Source organism: Paenibacillus sacheonensis, from assembly GCF_009909195.1.
Taxonomy (GTDB): domain Bacteria; phylum Bacillota; class Bacilli; order Paenibacillales; family Paenibacillaceae; genus Paenibacillus_Z; species Paenibacillus_Z sacheonensis.
The window spans coordinates 349,367-366,959 of sequence record NZ_JAAAMU010000007.1 but is presented as its reverse complement, the minus strand read 5'-3'; the positions used below and the strand labels follow the sequence as shown (position 1 = coordinate 366,959).

Annotated in this window: 15 protein-coding genes and 1 pseudogene; 15 read left to right on the top strand and 1 reads right to left on the bottom strand. The window is 55.8% G+C overall.

Annotated features, from left to right (window positions below):
* Positions 1–949 precede the first annotated feature (949 nt).
* Positions 950–1,549 carry a DUF1003 domain-containing protein gene (locus tag GT003_RS16510; RefSeq protein ID WP_161699699.1) on the top strand — a complete coding sequence of 200 codons (600 nt, stop codon included), beginning with the start codon at positions 950–952 and terminating at the stop codon, positions 1,547–1,549.
* A 23-nt stretch (positions 1,550–1,572) separates the two neighbouring features.
* Here the strand turns inward: GT003_RS16510 and GT003_RS16505 are convergent, their stop codons facing one another.
* Complete coding sequence (locus GT003_RS16505) at positions 1,573–2,760, bottom strand: MFS transporter (protein ID WP_161699697.1); 1,188 nt, start codon at positions 2,758–2,760, stop codon at positions 1,573–1,575.
* 132 nt (positions 2,761–2,892) lie between these two features.
* Between GT003_RS16505 and GT003_RS16500 the strand changes: the two genes are divergently transcribed.
* The 14 genes and pseudogenes from GT003_RS16500 (at position 2,893) to GT003_RS16435 (ending at position 17,589) form a co-directional block, all read left to right on the top strand.
* Positions 2,893–3,498 carry a TetR/AcrR family transcriptional regulator gene (locus GT003_RS16500; protein WP_161699695.1) on the top strand — a complete coding sequence of 202 codons (606 nt, stop codon included), beginning with the start codon at positions 2,893–2,895 and terminating at the stop codon, positions 3,496–3,498.
* A gap of 187 nt (positions 3,499–3,685) precedes the next feature.
* The gene (locus tag GT003_RS16495) at positions 3,686–5,974 is read left to right on the top strand and encodes a glycosyl hydrolase family 95 catalytic domain-containing protein (RefSeq protein ID WP_161699693.1); all 2,289 of its coding nucleotides are present in this window, start codon (positions 3,686–3,688) and stop codon (positions 5,972–5,974) included.
* A 157-nt stretch (positions 5,975–6,131) separates the two neighbouring features.
* A complete protein-coding gene (locus GT003_RS16490) occupies positions 6,132–7,253 on the top strand; it encodes a GerAB/ArcD/ProY family transporter (RefSeq protein ID WP_161699691.1) in 1,122 nt (373 codons plus the stop codon).
* A complete protein-coding gene (locus tag GT003_RS16485) occupies positions 7,222–8,673 on the top strand; it encodes a spore germination protein (RefSeq protein ID WP_161699689.1) in 1,452 nt (483 codons plus the stop codon). The genes GT003_RS16490 and GT003_RS16485 overlap by 32 nt, the downstream gene beginning before the upstream one ends.
* Entirely contained in the window at positions 8,670–9,824 is a 1,155-nt protein-coding gene (locus tag GT003_RS16480) for a Ger(x)C family spore germination protein (RefSeq protein ID WP_161699687.1), read from the top strand. The genes GT003_RS16485 and GT003_RS16480 overlap by 4 nt, the downstream gene beginning before the upstream one ends.
* 84 nt (positions 9,825–9,908) lie before the next feature.
* The gene (locus GT003_RS16475) at positions 9,909–10,157 is read left to right on the top strand and encodes a hypothetical protein (protein ID WP_161699685.1); all 249 of its coding nucleotides are present in this window, start codon (positions 9,909–9,911) and stop codon (positions 10,155–10,157) included.
* Positions 10,158–10,377: 220 nt separating this feature from the next.
* Complete coding sequence (locus tag GT003_RS16470) at positions 10,378–11,388, top strand: LacI family DNA-binding transcriptional regulator (RefSeq protein WP_161699683.1); 1,011 nt, start codon at positions 10,378–10,380, stop codon at positions 11,386–11,388.
* A gap of 31 nt (positions 11,389–11,419) precedes the next feature.
* Positions 11,420–12,244 carry an ABC transporter permease gene (locus GT003_RS16465; protein ID WP_161699680.1) on the top strand — a complete coding sequence of 275 codons (825 nt, stop codon included), beginning with the start codon at positions 11,420–11,422 and terminating at the stop codon, positions 12,242–12,244.
* Between the two features lie 33 nt (positions 12,245–12,277).
* Positions 12,278–12,868: pseudogene (locus tag GT003_RS16460) on the top strand (ABC transporter ATP-binding protein); the annotation flags it as partial.
* Positions 12,869–12,959: 91 nt separating this feature from the next.
* On the top strand, positions 12,960–13,802 hold the full coding sequence (locus GT003_RS16455) for an ABC transporter permease (RefSeq protein WP_161699773.1): 843 nt from the start codon (positions 12,960–12,962) through the stop codon (positions 13,800–13,802).
* Positions 13,802–14,266, top strand: coding sequence for a hypothetical protein (locus GT003_RS16450; protein WP_161699678.1), 465 nt, complete (start codon positions 13,802–13,804; stop codon positions 14,264–14,266). The genes GT003_RS16455 and GT003_RS16450 overlap by 1 nt, the downstream gene beginning before the upstream one ends.
* Positions 14,267–14,271: 5 nt before the next feature.
* Positions 14,272–15,276 (top strand): CehA/McbA family metallohydrolase, encoded by a 1,005-nt coding sequence (locus GT003_RS16445; protein WP_161699676.1) that lies wholly within the window; start codon positions 14,272–14,274, stop codon positions 15,274–15,276.
* An 86-nt stretch (positions 15,277–15,362) separates the two neighbouring features.
* A complete protein-coding gene (locus tag GT003_RS16440; RefSeq protein ID WP_161699674.1) occupies positions 15,363–16,139 on the top strand; it encodes a glycerophosphodiester phosphodiesterase in 777 nt (258 codons plus the stop codon).
* Positions 16,140–16,452: 313 nt separating this feature from the next.
* Positions 16,453–17,589 (top strand): polysaccharide deacetylase family protein, encoded by a 1,137-nt coding sequence (locus GT003_RS16435; protein ID WP_161699672.1) that lies wholly within the window; start codon positions 16,453–16,455, stop codon positions 17,587–17,589.
* Positions 17,590–17,593 lie beyond the last annotated feature (4 nt).

Genomic DNA, 17,593 nt, shown 5'->3' with positions numbered 1-17,593 from the left:
AATAGCAAGGGCTCAGGGGCACCGTCCATTGGAGGGTGCCCTTTTGTGCTTGAGTTTGAGTTTGTGTTTGTGCTGTGCGTTTTCTGTAAGTATGGCTTTTGGGGGACAGCGAGGCGGAGTTGGGCTGGAGTGGTGCAGAGTAGCAGCTTTTGAAGGAGTAGCGAGGCAAAAAAGGGCCGAAATTGTGCAGAAGAGCAGCTTTTGGAGCGAAGTGAGGCTAAAACGCGCCGAAATTGTGTAGGACAGCAGCTTTTTGGGTGTAAGGCGGCGAGAACAGGCTGATTGTGCAGGAGAGCACCTTTTGAAGTGAAGTAAGGCTAAAACGCGCCGAAATTGTGCAGGACAGCAGCTTTTTGGGCGTAAAGCGGCGAGAACAGGCTGAAATTGTGCAGGAGAGCAGCTTTTGGAGCGCAACGAAGTGAAAACGGGCCGAAATTGTGCAGGCGAGCAGCTTTTTAGGCGTAAGGCGGCGAGAACAGGCTGAAATTGTGCAGGGGAGCAGCTTTTGGAGGGCAATGAGGCGAAAACGAGCTGAAATTGTGCATGGGAGCAGCTTTTGGAGAGAAATGAGGCTAAAACGCGCCGAAATTGTGCAGGACAGCAGCTTTTTGGGCGTAAGGCGGGCGAGAACAGGCTGAAATTGTGCAGGAGAGCACCTTTTGAAGTGAAATGAGACAGAATCGGGCTGGAATTGTGCAGAAGAGCAGCTTTTGGAGCGCAGCGGTGGAAATCAAGCTCCATGCCTATCTAATCGAATAAGTCGCGGCATCATGCCGCGACTTGGTTTTGTAATGAACGACTGTATGGCCGCCCTGCATTCCATCCGCGCTTCCTTCGCCGACGGTGCAGCTCGAATAAAAACCTAAGGCGAGGTAAACCTAGTTCAAGAAGAATGATGCACGGATCATGCGCCGATCGTCACGAATAGCACAGAAGGACGGAATTCGCAATGAATAAGAAGAAGGACATGAGCATGGCCGATCATCCGGATTTCGACGAAGCATCCGTCATTCAGGGTTTCGATATCGAGCTCAGCGAAGGCAATGCGCAGCGCATCGACCGTTTGGTCGACGATTACGAGAAGGGCATCCTCAATCGGGTCGACGAAGAGTATTCGGTCAATTCCTCCTTTTCCGACCGACTGGCGGACGGGATTGCCAGGTTCGGCGGCAGCTGGGTTTTCATCGGCTATTTCGGCGCCGTTCTAGTCGTATGGATGATCTGGAACACGCTGCCCTTCCTAAGCTCCATGCATTTCGACGAACCGCCGTTTATCCTGCTCAACTTATGCTTGTCGTTTCTCGCGGCCTTTCAAGCGCCAATCATCATGATGAGCCAGAATCGCCAAAATGCCAGGGATAAGCATGAATCGGTGATCGATTTTGCCATCAATTACAAAGCCGAACAAGAAATCGACGATATGCAGAAGCATCTGCATCGCATCGAGGAGAACGGCGTGCGGAACAAAGAAGAGTTCAGCCATGAATTGCTGCAAATCAAACAGCTGCTGGCTTCGATCGAGCGGAAGCTAAGCGATCAAGAAACCTGAACGGGGCGAACGAGACGGCTTGTCTACATGCGTTGTGCCGCCAGCCCGCGATCGCGTTTCCCGCCGATCCAAGCGCCTCCTGCCAGGACGATGACGAGGAACACGAACCCGCTTGTCAGAAACAAAGGCGCCAACGTCCGATCCGAATAGAGGGCGGCGCCGATCACGGGGCCGAGCGCCATTCCGAGATACCGAACGAGATTGTAGACGCCCATTGCCGTCGCGCGTTCTTCGGGGAATTGTTCCGCCAAGATCGTAACGGGAAGCGATACGGTCAATCCCATTGCGGAGCCGAATAAACAAACGTCGCTAATCAACGCGGGCAGCGACAGTTGTGCAGTCAGCGCGAACAGGATGACCGTGACCGACTGCAGGAGAAAAGCGGATACGAAGCTTATCCGGCTGCCGAACCGATTCCGCATCCAGCTGCCGATTCGGATGCTTGCGATCGTGGAAGCGGACATCGCGAGCAGGATGATCCCGATCCTGCCTGCGGGCAGTCGATATAGACTTGCCAGCACCTGTGGCAGAAACACGATATAGATCAAGTACACGACGCTTTGCGCGAAGCCGTAGAGCAGTACGACGGCGCTGAGGCGATTGCGCAAGATCGCGCTGAACGATCTCAGGGCGAATGTTGAAGGTACCGCCTTCTGTGGACGCGTCTCCACGAGCAGCTTCATGTTGGCCGCCAACAGCAGCAGGACGATCGCGGTCAAGAAGAGAAACACGCCTTCATACCCGAAGCGTTCACCGATCATGCCGCCGAGCAGCGGACCGACGGCAGGAGCGAGCAGAAGCATGAGCTGATAGGTGGCCATCCCTTTCGCCAGTTCCTGTCCGCGGAATAAATCCCCGATTATCGCTGCGCCTACGACCGGAATGGCCGCCGAGCCTATGCCTTGGAAGATGCGGAAGAGCAGGAAAAGGCCGATGGAGTGGGAGAACGCGCATCCTAATGACGCAGCCGCATAAACGATCAGAGCCGGAATAAGAATTTTCTTCCTTCCTTTCGAATCCGCCAATGAACCGAAAATAACCTGCATGACGGCCAAAGCAACCAGAAACATGGATACCGTCAAGCTCATCATATAGCTGGACGTATGCAAGCTTTTCTGCATGTCCGCCAATAAGGGCGTATATAAATTTTGTCCCAGAGATCCGGCGAAGGCGCTGAATCCGATCACGTACAAGATAAGTTTGAGCTGCATGGCAGATTCCTCCCCGACTATAATGACTGACTGTCAGTCAGTTAAAGTTCTACAGCATCTATTCTATTGACTTATAGTCAGTCAGTCAATACAATACCAAGTATTACCGATAGGACAGGAAGGATGAGAGACATGGCTCGAGTGTCCAAGAAACCCGAAGTCCGACGAAAAGAAATCATCGACGCCGCGTTGTCGCTATTCAGCGAGAAGGGATACGAACAAACCGCCGTCAGCGACATCGTCAAGAAACTCGGCGTGGCGCAGGGCACGTTCTATTACCACTTTAAGACGAAAGGGGAGATCATTGCGGCCATCGTCGATAGCTTGGTCATCGAGAAAGTCGACAAAGCACGAGAATTAGCCAACGGCGGCGGAACGGCGAAAGAGAAGCTTGCCATATTCTTGCGGGGATCGGGGACGCGAGAAGCGGAACCCATGATGCTGGGATTTCTGCATCATGCCAATAACGCGTTTATCCATCAGAAGGTTCTCGTGCAGGTCGTCCAACAAAGCGTGCCATACGTTATGAAGATATTGGAACAGGGGGCGGAGGAAGGCACGTTCACGATCCGGCATCTCCAGGAGACCGCGGAATATATATTGACGGGGATTCATTTCATGTTCGATCCGGGCATTTTCGAATGGCCCGAAGACGCGTTGACGCATAAGCGATCGGCCTTTATGCAGATCATCGAGCGCATGCTCGGAGATTCCTTTGCCTTCGTCCCGTTCGTTTGACCTTCGGGAAATAGATCACACCTCTCTAGCCCGTCCATCGGAATCAGCCTTATAATAGAAACAAGCACAAGACGGACGAAGCGATAGCGGATTCATCCTCATGAAGCTCCATCAGCCAGAGATTCGCCGACGATCGCCTCGCAATCCTCGAAGGGCCCCAATCCAACGAAGGAAAGAGGATGAATCGATGACGCCGGAAGGTTTCGCTTCCACGGATTCCGCAGACCATCATACGAAGACGAATGCGCTGCGAATCGTAAGCCAATATCAAGGCGAATGGATTTCCCCGCCGCTGTTGACGGATACCGGCGAATTCAGCGACGCGCCCCTGTTAGGCAATGGGGACATCGGGGCGATGATCTTGGGTTCGATCGACGACATGGCATTCGTCGTGGGCAAGAACGAATTCATTTCCCAAACGGAAGGCATTACGAAAGCGCTATCGAGGGTGCTTCTGCGCATACCCGGCATGGTCGGGGCTTCGTACCGGATGGAACAGCAGCTTGCCAACGCCGAGGCCGTCGGCACGTTTACGTTGAACGGCCATACGATCACGACGCGAAGCAGGGCGCAGGCAACGGATTCGATCGGCAGCCTCATGATCACGCATCTCGATTACGAGGGAAACGGTCCGCTGGAGGCGTTCGTTGAATTCGAGCCGGGCAAACAAAACCCTATTCCCGTAACGATAGGTTACGAAGGCGATGTGCTGCTTCAGGACGTCCGGGCCGATTACGAGGATCGGATCAAGGGCTGCGATACCGTCAAAGTAAGGCTTGCGACAAGAATCGTCGGAGCGGCGGGGAAGATCGAAGGGAATCGTTTGCGTTTCGCTCTGCAGCCGGGGCAATCTTACGTGCTCCTGACCAGTGTCGTTAGCAACCATGATGATGCCGATTATGAAGCGCGCGCGATTCGCGCCATACAATCGATGAGTCTGACCGAAGCGGACGGCGATCGATCAAACCATCTTGCGTGGTGGGCAAGCTTCTGGAGCAAGTCTTTCGTGGAGATCGCGAACAAAGAGATCGAGAAACATTTCTACGGTTCGCTGTACCTGTTGGGTAGCTCGATTAGGAAAGGCAAACAAGCGCCGGGTTTGTACGGGAGCTGGGTAATGAAGAATGCGGCATGGGGCGGCATCGCTCCGATTAATTACAATTACGAAGCGCCTTATTACTGCACGATTCCGACGAACCATCTCGAGCTCGCGGAGAATTACGAGAAGCAAATTACCGATTGGGTTCCGTATGCGGAAGCGAATGCCGCGAAGCATGGCTTTACCGGCGTTTATTACGAAGCGTACCCGGCGTCGCTGCCGAACGGCGCTCAATTCAGCAGCGTGAATTGGACCGGCCTCGATCAGCTTGAACGAAACTGCTTCATGGCGCAGAAGTCCAATGCGGCCTTGGCCGCGTCCAATATGATCCTTCGCTATTATTATACGCGCGACGCGGGCTATGCCCGGACGGTATACGACGGCTTTCTCAAGAAGGTTGGCCGGTTTTGGACCGATTATTTGCGGTGGGACGGCAGCAGGTACGTGATCGACAACGATTACGTGCATGAAGGCGGGGATTGCATCTTTCCGCAAACCAATCCGCTTACGTCGCTGGGATTGGTCCGCTTGTTGTTCCAAGGGCTGATCGCGATAAGCGAGGACCTTGGAACGGATAGCGAGCTCAGGACGGATTGGCAGCATAAGCTGGATCATATGAGCGCGTTCCCTACGTTTATCCGCAATGGCCGAACCGTGTTCAGGAATCAGGAGTCGGGCACGAGCGCCGACTATTGCCGGAAATATTACGATACGGACGAAGACTACTCCGAATGGAGCTCGGTCTGCGCCGTTCCCGAAATGTCCCTCTTGTATCCGGGCGGGCAGCTCGGTCTGTTAAGCGATCCGGCGCTGCTGCAGATCGCCCGGGATACGATCGCCGAGCACGACAGGTGGCAGGACAACAACATGACATGCTTCTATTATGCATCGGCCGCAAGAGCGGGGTATGATCCGGACGAGATTCTGAATCGGCTGACGGAACTGATTCGTACGCGGACCTATCCGAATATGACGTTCGCCATGCTGCATGGAGGCGGGATCGAGAACTGCAACACGGTCCCGGCGGTCCTTGTCGAGATGCTCGCCCAGTCGTTCCAGAATAAGCTCATCGTCTTCGCGAATTGGCCGAGGCAGGCGAACGCCAAATTCGGCGATCTCATGGCATATGGCCATTTCCTGGTATCCAGCCGGATCGCGGAGGGCGGAATCCAATATGTACGGATTCGAAGCATGAACGGGAGCGTTCTGACCGTAATGAATCCTTGGGAGGAGCGAACGGTTCGGCTATACCGGGACGGCAACGATGCAGGCATGCTGACGGGAAAGGAATTCAGCCTCCCTACCGCGGTCAGCGAGGTCATCCACATGGCGCCGGACGGCGTGAGCTATGATGAGATCATGGAGAGAATGCGTTAAGCTGCGCGCATTTTTCGCAAGGAAAGGATACCTTGACCGGGTATCCTTTTTTTATGGACTTATGCGGTCATAGGCGCGTCTGCTCACCGGGCGATTGGATAAATCTAAGGAGATTGGAAAATACTATGTCAAATTGCCATTGCGAAGGGATAGACATATGAATACGTTGAAAATCACGTCCTTGCAGGCTTTCCTGCTCCTTACGATCACTTCGGCAGTCACGAATCAGACGACGCTCATCCCGCTCATCCTGAAAGTTGCGGGCAGAGATTCCTGGATTAGCGTCATCATGGCCATCGTTCCGGGTATCATTCTTCTCCTTATGCTGCAATTCATTATGAACGTCTCGATGAAGGAATCCATCATTTCGTGGGTAAAGCGTCATTTCGGTTCGTTTGCCGGATGGATGATCGCACTGCCGTTTATGATCTACCTATTGACCGATGGCTTGATTACGCTCAAGGATACGACGAATTGGGTGGATACGACTTTTCTGCAGGAGACGCCTCGATTCGTAATCGCGGCTTCGCTGACCCTGTTATGCTATATGACGGCGCAAGCGGGCTTCTGGTCGATAACCTTATGCGCGGGCGTGCTGCTGCCGTTCTTCGTCCTGCTGGAAATCTTCCTGCTGCTCGTCAACATCCAGTATAAAAATTATCAATATGTCATGCCCGTTCTGGAGAACGGCTATACCCCCGTCTTGCACGGGACCTTATTCTCGGCGCATACCGTGATCGAAGTCGTGATCCTGCTGCTCATCCAGCATCATATCAAGACAAAGGTGCGTTCTTCCTTCGTTTTGCTGTTGATCGTCGTTCAGATCGGACTCGTCCTCGGAACGCTGCTGGATATCTTAACGAACTTCTCTCCGGGCGAAGTGGCCTTGCAGCGATATCCGACCTTCGAGCAGTGGGGTCTCGTGACGTTAGGAAAGAACGTAGCGCATCTCGATTTTCTATCGATCTATGAATGGCTGAGCGGGGCCTTTATCCGTTTGTCGCTGTGCATGTACATCATCATTGAGCTCTTTCAATTCAAGAGCCGAAAAGCCAAGAAATCGGCGCTCCTTGTTCTGACAGGGCTTATGCTCATCACGCCGCTGTTTCCGATCAGCGATCCGCTGTTCGTCTGGTTCCTGCGGGAGAAGTTTTACCCGTTCACGTTAATGTATGTATTCGCCGTTCTGTGCCTGCTCGTGATGTTTGCCGTCATCGTTCGCCTAAGAAAGAGGGGAGGTCACAGCCATGCAGCCGAATCCGCCCATCCAACCTCTTGAATCCTCCCTGAAACAATTGTTTGCGAACTGCTCCGACGTAATCTTGCAGCACGTGAAGCTCATCAACGAAGACAGCCGATGGGGCGTGCTGTTCGTTTATTGCGAAGGCTTGATCGACGGACAACGCATCGACCAGTCCATTATCCCGCAATTGGAGAAGTTTACTGCCGACCAGGCGGAATCGGGCACGCTCGGCAACCTACCCTTTCAACCGCTCGATCATGATAAGCAAACCATAATCGACGCCGTATTTTCCGGGAAGCTGCTGCTCATCTTCGACCGCCTCGAGGAGATCTATTCGCTGGATATAGCGAACCCTCCGCAGCGGCAGCCGCAGGAATCCAATACGGAAGTGTCCGTGAAGGGGCCGCGCGACGGCTTTACGGAGCAAGTGTCGATGAATATCGCGCTGATCCGTAAACGTCTTCGCACGCAAACCTTATGCTGCGAAAGCTATGTGATCGGCCGCCGGAGCCGTACCAAGGTGGCGCTTCTCTATGAGAGCGATATTATCGATCCGAAAATGATTGAAACCGCCCGTCAACGAATCCGGAAAATCGATGTCGACGCGCTCGTAAGCAGCGAAGAATTAGCGGAATACATCTCGGAATCCCCGTTTCGCCTGTTTCCCCTGATCGATTATATCGGCAGGCCGGATTACGCCGTCGAAGCGTTGCTTAAAGGGAGATTCGTCATCATTGTCGACGGTACGCCGATGGTGCTCATTGCCCCGGCAACCTTGTCATCCTTGCTGAAGACGCCCGAAGACATCCATGCCTCCTATATTTTCGTGGCCTGCGAATCGCTCTTAAGGTATCTCGGACTCTTCATCGGAATCTTTATTCCGGGCTTCTATGTCGCGCTCACCTCGTACCATCTGGACCAAATCCCGATCACCACGCTGGCGACAGTCATCAACGTAAGCAAAGGATTGCCGATTCCCGCGCCGCTGGAAGCCTTTCTCATGCAGATCACGTTCGAGCTGTTCCGGGAGGCCGGGATCAGGCTGCCCAAAGGCGTCGGCCAGACCGTAACCGTGGTCGGCGGGCTCTTCATCGGACAAGCGGCGATCGAGGCAGGGTTAACTTCCCCGGCGATGCTTGTCGTGACCGCCTTATCCATGGTATCGACCTATACGCTCGTCAATCAATCGTTAAGCGGCCTAGTGACCTTGCTCCGTTTGTATATTTTGGCCTGCGCCTCGTTCCTCGGCATGTACGGCTTCTTCTGGGGCATGTTCTCGCTGCTTGTGTACTTGACCAGAATGCAATCATTCGGGGTGCCGTATCTGGCGCCGTTCTCGCCGCCGGTATTCAAGGATATGCTGATGGCGCTGCTCACGAAACCAAGAACGTTAGTCCGGACAAGACCGCTTATTTTTAATCCGACCGACGCAGATCGGAGGGAGGAAGGGAAATGAAACGAATAGCCGGGGCCGCGGTCCTGCTGCTCGGCGCAAGTCTTGCGCTAACGGGATGCTGGGATATCAAGACGGTATCCGACTACAACTTCGTTACGGCCATGGGGATCGAACATAAAGAAGGCAAGTACGTAATCTACGTGGAGTTGATGGACTTCGGCGATATGGGAAGCCAGGAGCAGGCGGCGCCCGGGGACAGATCGAAAGTATGGATCGGGAAAAGCGAAGGAGAAACCTTGTACGACGCGATTAATGCGCTTTACAAGACATCGCAGCAAAACTTGTATTGGGACCATCTTATGGCTATCGTTTTCAGCGAAAGCACATTGAAGAACGAAATCAACGCCTTCTTTGATTCGATCCCGCGTTTTCCTCAGATTCGGTATAACACATGGGTGTTCGGCACGCATGAACCGATCAACGAGCTGTTCAAATACTCGACGTTTTTTAATCTCTCGCCGATTTCCAACTTATTGCATAACCCCAAGGTGCTTCACAACCAATTGTCCTCCATTCCTCCGATTCGGCTGAACACCGTCTTAGCCAATGCCGAAGAAAAGGGAGAGACCGATTTCGTTCCGCGGTTGACCCTGAAGCCGAAGAGTTGGGAGGATACGAAGCAGTTTCAGACCGTCCTTGAGATGAGCGGCGCCTATGCGCTGCACGGAGGGAAAGCGGAACAAAAGCTAACGGAGAAACAGCTGGAGGGCGTGAGGTGGGTCAACCTCAAGACACGGCGGGCGGTTCTGCCGATCAGCAGCGAAGGCAAGCGGCTCGGGACGGTATTGATCATCAAGCCCAGGAAGAAAACTAAAATCGTTATGCAATCGGGGAAGCCCGCGATCTCCTTGGATTTAAAGTTTACCGGGGTTGTCGAAGAAGTAGTCGTGCCGTCGAAGGTCAAGCAATTCAAGGAAATCGCCGAGAAGAAGATCGCGGAAGAGGTCATGCAGACCTATCGGGCAGGCATAACGAAGCAAACCGACGTCTACGACTTTCAGCAGTACCTGTACAGGCGGAATCCGAAAGCCTATCATTCCTTAACTGCCGGCAGCTCGAATAACGGTTTCATGTTGACCGAGGATTCGCTTCGGAAGGTGAAGGTTACCGTCAGAATCGCCCATACCGGCATGTACGACATGGAGCCTTGAACCGGAGACGAGCCGGGGGAAACCTCTCGGCACCGTAAATCGCATCTCTTATATGCCAAGTTCCGGGAAGAGCTCCGGCGGCTCGTGGCTGCCGATGCCAATCCGGCAAGTCCGGAAGCCCAGAGCCTAGCCGGGTTCTTAACCGATCTGAATGCGCGCCGTTCGCAGGGAGATCCGGATATCGTGAAAGGCATGAAGCGGGCCTGGGCCAGCTTCAACGCTTTGCCCGATGACAAGAAGCCGGAGATGTATACGATGTCCATGGAAGAGCGGGAATTTATCAAGGAAGCGTGCATACTCCGGCACAAACGGTCCGCCCGCATGGATTCCTGATTCTGATTGTCTCGCCGTCCCCCATACGCCGCCGCGTTTACACAAAAAGACCGAATCAGGCCGCTGATTCGGTCTTTTTCCTATTTACTGGAACTTTTAGGCGCCGGATTTACAATTCCTTTGGCTCGGTTTAACGCAGCAGTAACACCGGTTCCTTATTCTAAGTGTGTGGGAACGGTCTCATGTGGGAACGGTCTCACAGCAGGAGAGGGAGTGCACCATGGACAATCCGACCATCAAAGAAATCGCCCTAAGAGCCGGAATCTCGAAATCCACCGTATCCAGGATCATTTCCGGCAAGGGCTACTCCAGTCCCGAGGCACGCGACAAGGTGCTCGGTCTGATCGAGGAATTGCAATACAAACCGAATGCGGTCGCGCGGGCGATGGTCTCGCAGCGAACGCACAACATCGGCGTGCTCCTGTATCGAAGGGATCATCCGATCGCCTCGCATCCGTTCTACGGGAAGATCGTCGATGCCATTCTGCTGGCGGCGGCCGGCCTGAATTATTCCGTCTTCGTCACGACCGATCACGACATGTCTTACCGATCGGCGGACTTCATGATGGAGAAGCGGGTGGACGGGCTCATCCTCATTAGCCGCCTGCAGCAGAACGTCATCGAACACATTACGAAATTCGGCGTTCCGTACGTCATGGTCAACGGCTCGACGGACGTAGACGGCGTCATTCATATCGTCAATCAAGACGAAGAGGGAGGAAGACTGGTCGCCGAGCATCTGACCCGTACCGGGCATGACCGCATCTTCGTCATCGCCGGTCCGCAGACGCACCGCAGCCATAATCTGCGGATCAAGGGCTTCCTGACCTGCATGGAGGAAGCCGGCATCGCGGACTCGGAAGCTTCGGTCCGCTATGCGGAGACGTCGACCTTCGCCGAAGGCTATGAGATCATGAGCCGCCAGTGGGCGCCTTTCCGGGCAGGCCGATACACGGCGCTGTTCGCCACCAACGACATGCTTGCGCTCGGCGCCATGAAGTTTCTGCTGGAGCAGTCGGTGCGCATTCCCGAGCAAGTCTCGGCGGTGGGCTTCGACGATATCGATTTTGCCGCGATGTTCTCACCTTCCCTGACGACGGTCAGGGTCGATGCCGGCGAGATGGGCCGGCAATCGGTCAGCCTGCTGGACCGGCTGATTCGTCAAGAGACGAACGTTGCGCATCCCAGCCAATTGCAGCCCCGGTTAATCATCAGGCAATCAACGTCATAATCCCATGATCCGAAAGGAGCGACTTCCATTCATGCGCTGGTATCTCAAAGCGTTAGGCACGCGAAAAATCATTGAATTCATCGTACTCGTGATCTTCGTCATCTTCTTCCTGGGTCCGCTGCTCAACCTCGCCATCCTGGCCTTCACCGGCAAATGGAACTACCCGGACGTGCTGCCGCATCAATGGTCCATGAAATGGTGGACGTTCGTCTTCAAGCAGGAGGATATCCCGCAATCCATCGGCTTGTCCTTCATGATCGCCGCGATCGTGACCGGGTTGTCCATCTTGATTTGCATCCCCGCGGCGTATGCGTTCGCCCGGATCCGTTTTCCGCTCAGCCGGTTCTTCCTGTTCTCGTTCCTGCTGACGCACGCGTTTCCGAAGATGGGCTTGTACGTGTCGATCGCGGTGCTCTTCTACAAGCTCGGGCTGATGAATACGCTGCTCGGCGTCGTCCTGATCCATATGATCAACGTGCTCATGTTCATGACCTGGATTCCGACGGCCGCCTTCCGGAACGTGCATAAGGCGCAGGAAGAATCGGCGAGGGACGTAGGGGCGGGGCCGTTCCGGGTGTTTCTCAAGATCACCCTGCCGATGGCGCTGCCGGGCATCATCGTCGCCTCGATCTTCACCTTCCTGAACTCGCTCGACGAGGCGCAGGGGACGTTCCTGGTCGGTATTCCGAATTACAAAACGATGCCGATCGTCATGTATTCCATCATCAGCGATTACCCCGCATACGCCGGAGCGGTGTTCTCGATTATCCTGACGGCCCCGACGATCATCCTGCTGCTCGCCGCCAAACGGTTCGTGAGCGCGGATGTCATGTCCAGCGGCTTTCAGCTCAAGTAATGTCGACCCAATCGCAGACTTAAGGAGGCCATTATGGATATTCAGCTGTCCGTTCAACAACTGTCCAAACGGTATCACACCGGCGAAGGCGTCACCGGCATCTCGCTCGACGTCCGCAAAGGCGAACTCGTCACGCTGCTCGGCCCTTCGGGCTGCGGCAAAACGACGGTGCTGCGCAGCATCGGCGGGTTCCTCGATCCGGATTCCGGCGAGATTCTCATCGAAGGCGCGAGCGTGCTCAAGTCCCCGCCCGAGAAGCGCCCGACCTCGATGGTGTTCCAGGGCTACAATCTATGGCCGCATATGACGGTGTTCGAGAACCTGGCATTCGGTCTTAAAATACGCAAAATGAAGAAAGCCGACATTCAAAAAGCCGTGAAAGACGTGCTGGACCTGGTTCGTCTGCCCGGATCGGAGAATAAGCATCCCGGGCAGCTCTCGGGCGGACAGCAGCAGCGCATCGCGCTGGCCCGGTCCCTGCTCTTGAAGCCGGCCGTGCTGCTGCTGGACGAGCCCTTCTCCGCGCTCGACGCCAAGCTTCGGCATGAGATGCGCGAGGAGCTGCGGGAGATTCAGGCCGAGACCGGCCTCACGATGGTATTCGTCACTCACGACCAGGAAGACAAGGCGTGGCCGAAGGCTTCCGGACGTTCAATATCGGCGACCTCGGCAACGATATCAATAAACGCTGGCAAAGCGACGTAGCCGCGCAATGATGAAGAAACAGGTGAAAATGGGGATACTGGGCGTGCTGCTGGTCATCCCCTCTTTCTTGCTGCTGTTCGTCACGGTCGTCGTCCCGATCGTGGTCTCGTTCAAGGAGAGCCTGTCCAACAAGGAGGGCGGGTACGATCTGTCGAATTATAAGTTCTTGTTCACCGATAAGCTCATGCGCGCCAATATTATATTTTCGCTGGAAGTGACGGTCGTCTCGGTCGTGATCGTGCTGATCGTCAGCTATGCGCTCGCGGCGTACATGCGTTTCAACGACGGCAAGATCGTGAAGTGGATCCGGAATATGTACATGATTCCGATCTTCATCCCGTCGGTCATCGCGACGTACGGCTTGATTCAGCTGCTGGGCAACCACGGCTGGGTATCGCGCTGGGTGCTTCTGCTCGGCGGAGGCGATATACCGCGCATGATTTTCGACATGAAGGGCATCATCATCGCCAATCTGTGGTTCAATATTCCATTCACGACGATGCTGCTCGGTTCGGCGCTGTCCGGCGTTCCGAACGCGGTCATCGAGAGCGCGAAGGACGTCGGCGCGGGCAAGCTTCGCATGTTCACCCAGTTTATCCTGCCGCTTACCTACAAGACGCTTCTCGTCGCGGTTACCTTCGTCTTCATGGGCGTCATTGGCTCGTTCACCGCGCCGTTCCTGCTCGGACCTAACGCGCCGCAGATGCTCGGGGTGTCGATGGAGCAGATCTTCGGGGTGTTTCAAGAGAAGCAGCAGGCATCCGCGCTGGCATTCTTCACGTTTCTGCTTTGCTCGTTCATGGGCTATTTCTACATCCGCAGCATGGTCAAGGAAGAGGGGGCGCGTTCCTAATGAAACGTCTCGTACTGGACGCGGAGGGACGGGTGCAGCCCGTCTGCTCCAAGACGCATATTGCGTACAGCTTCCATCTGGATCAGCCCGGCGGCAAGCTGTGGATCGATTTCGCGTACGAACCGAAAAATCTGGAAGACCGCGAGCAGTCGCGGGCGCGGATCGCCGCGGGCGTCGAGAACTATACGGAGCCGGCGCAGCGCGAGCTCGTCATGGACCGCTGGGAATCGTTCCTGCCGCTCAAGAATCTGATTACCGTCTCCGTCGACGATCCGGCACGGCATCGGGGGGCGGGCCATCGGCATGATCCCGAGCAGCTGCTCCTGATCGGCGCGGAAGAGGCATCTCCGGGTTTCGTGCGCGGCGAGCTGCCCGAAGGGCTGTGGCGCGTAACGCTGAGCCTGCATGCGATCGTTACCGAGAGCTGCAGTTACAGATTGCGAATTCATCACGAGGAGGCTTAAGCATCATGCGCTGGATGGCTTGCGAGCTGCATAGTCACACGTACCACAGCGACGGCAGGCAATCCTTGCTCGAGCTTGCCCAAGGAGCCCGGGCGCTCGGATTCGACTGCGTCGCGCTGACCGACCATAATACGATGACGGGCTTGGAGAACAAGGAGCTCGTCGAGCAGGCAACCGGCATGACGATCATTTCGGGCATGGAGTGGACGACCTTCTACGGGCATATGGTGACGATCGGGCTGATCGAATTCGTCGATTGGCGCCCTGCGGGACCCCGCGACATTCAAGCGGGAATCGCCAAGGTGCACGCGCACGGCGGCATTGCCGGCCTGGCGCATCCGTTTCGCATCGGCAGCCCGATGTGCACGGGCTGCTTCTGGGAGTTCGAGATCGCGGATTGGAACGCGGTCGATTATATCGAGGTATGGTCGGGCACGTTTCCGTCGATCAAGACGGACAATGCCCGCGCGTTCCGGCTGTGGACGGAGCAGCTGAATGCGGGTTACCGGATCGCGGCGACGTCCGGACGCGACTGGCATGCGCAGGACCGGACGGAAGACCCGGTCTCGGTCACGTATTTGCTGCTGGACGATTCGGAGGGCAGCGAGACGGAGCGGGCAGTGCGAGCGCTTGCCGCGGGCAGGGCATCGGTTACGATGGGACCGCTCGTGACGCTTGCGCTGCGGTCGGAGACGGCGGTTTACGGCATTGGCGATCGCGTGCCGAAGCAGGGACAGGGCAACGGCTTCTACGCCGTCGCGACGATCGATTTTCAGGTAAGAGCGGACAAGTGGGCCTTTCCCGGTGCGGGGTATTCGCTTGCCGTGACGAGTAATCTTGGCGTGATCGGGGAAATCAGCGCGCATGCGGCGCAATCGGATTACCGGTTCGATATTCCCGGCGAAGGACTGCTGTGGATGCGGGCAGAGCTCAAAGGGACGGTGCGCGGCGTTCGCACCACGATCGCCTTTACCAACGCGATCTATTTGGATCCCGGAGAAGGCGTCTAATCCGTTTTCCGGTGAACGGTTCGGATTCGCGAAGAAGGCAATCGCTCGGCGGCGGCGCCCATAATAACTTGAAGGAGCATGATGAGATGACGATACGTCGATTTCCGCTGGTAACGGCGCATGCCGGCAGCATGAACATCATGGCGCATACGCTTCGCTCGGTTCGGATCGGACTCGAGCTCGGCGCTGACGTGGTGGAAGAGGATATTCGGGTGACGCGGGACGGCGTCCCTGTATTGGCACATGACGACGAATGGATAACCGTGGACCGGTCGCCCGTGAATATAGCAGCGATGACGTACGCGGAATTAAGCGAGCTCGAGCTGGAAGCGGAGCAAGGGGAGCTGCGTGAAAGCTTGCGCCTCCTTCGGCTGGAGGACATTCTCCCGCTCATGGAAGCATCGGGCAAAGTCCTGAATCTGGATCTGAAGGTCGATGAAGCGATCGAACCTGCGGCGGCGCTGATCGAGCGTTATGGCATCTCGGACCGGGCGTTCTTCTCCGGCTGCCAGCGCGAGCGGGCGCTGCTGGCCGAGCGGCTGCAGCCGAAGATGCGCAGGATGCTGAACGCGGACGTCGAGCTGTTCAAGACGATGTCCTACCGGGATGCGATGCTCCAAACCTGCGAGGATGCTCGGGCAGCCGCCTGCCTGGGCATTAACATTTACCATGGCATCCTGCGGAAGGAATTCGTGGACTATGCCGCGGAGCTGGGCCTGCCGGTCTACGCGTGGACCGTCGAGGATGCCGCGCTCATGCGTCAATTCGCGGATTGGGGCGTCGGGTCAATCACGACGCGCAGCGTCGAGGCGCTGATGAAGGTTAAGAAGGATTGGCTGCAGCAAGCGGAAGAGCTGCGTTAGTACAGGGCTGGACTCGATCGGTCATTTCCTTCAATAACACTGTTTACGTTTCATCCACCTAGAACGGCGTTTTAATTAGAGTCGCGCGACCGCAAATCACTGCCTTGCAAGCCGCGTTTATCGCGGCTGTTTTGCGTTATTGGAGAGCTGTTCGAACAGACGATTTTAGCTATATTCGTAACATTCGAACGAAAATCCCGTGTCGATAAAGTGAACATGGCAACATCGAGCGTACTTCCTGCGTCGGTAATGTAACATTCTGCGATGGGCTGCAATCGCCATCGAATGACATCACACAGCAGGAGTTGGCTCTATGTCTTATCGATTCAGAATCATCCTTCTATCCTCATTGCTGCTTGGACTCATGGCGCTGTGCTGCGTGCTGACCATCCAGGCGTATCATAACCGAATGCCGTTCGTCGGACGCATGTTCTACGGTACTGGGAGCGCGGCCGGCACCGGCGGCAATCCGGAGGCTTCCGAGCCGTTATGGGGCGGGCTCAAGCCCGGTGCCGACGAACCTCATGGCATGTATTACAAGGGCCGCGTGCTCGTGCTGATGTATCACGAAGTCGAGCAAGCGCCGCACGACGCAGCCGCGCTGTCCGCCGCCAAGTTCGAGCGCCAGCTCGAATTGATGAAGCGCAACAATTTTCACTGGATTACGATGGATCAGTACCGAAGCTTCATCCTGCATGGCGATCCGGTTCCGGATAACGCGGTGCTGCTGACGTTCGACGACGGTTACGAATCGTTCTACCGGTATGCGTATCCGATCCTGCGCAAGTACGGGGCGCCGGCGACCAGCTTCTTGATTGCCGGGACGATCGGGAATCCGCATCACGCCGGGGTTCCCAAGCTGAATTGGAACCAGGTCAAGGAAATGCACCGGAATGGCATAGCGTTCTACAGCCATTCGTACGACTCTCATCGGTATGAGCCGACGGACGCGAAGGGCAGGCATATGATTGCCGCGCTGACCGGACCCGTGTTCCTGAAAGATAAAGGAAGACGGGAAACGGAGCAGGAATACGAACATCGGGTGAAAACCGACCTGGAGCAGGCGAATACCGTTCTGGACCGGGAGCTCGGCGCTCCCAATCATGTACTGGCCTTCCCTTATGGCGCGTTCTCCAAGCCGCTGCTCCATATTTGCTCGCAGCTGGGGATCGACGTGACGCTGACGGTCAAGGACGGCCTCGACGGTCCCGGTCAGAGCAACGGCTTCCGTCTCAATGCCGGAGGCGCGCAGAACGATCCCGACATGCAGCTGGCGCTTATGAAGCTGGCGAAGGAGAAGCTGGGACATGCCCACTTCGACCGCGCGCCGCAGCAAAAGCGGGAGGCGTTGTGGACGCTGACGGCTATGGCGGCCATCGCGGTAGTGTTGTTGATGTCGATACGCAACCGCAAGCGGGAGAAGCGGCGATCGGCCTACTTCATGTACTGAGCCA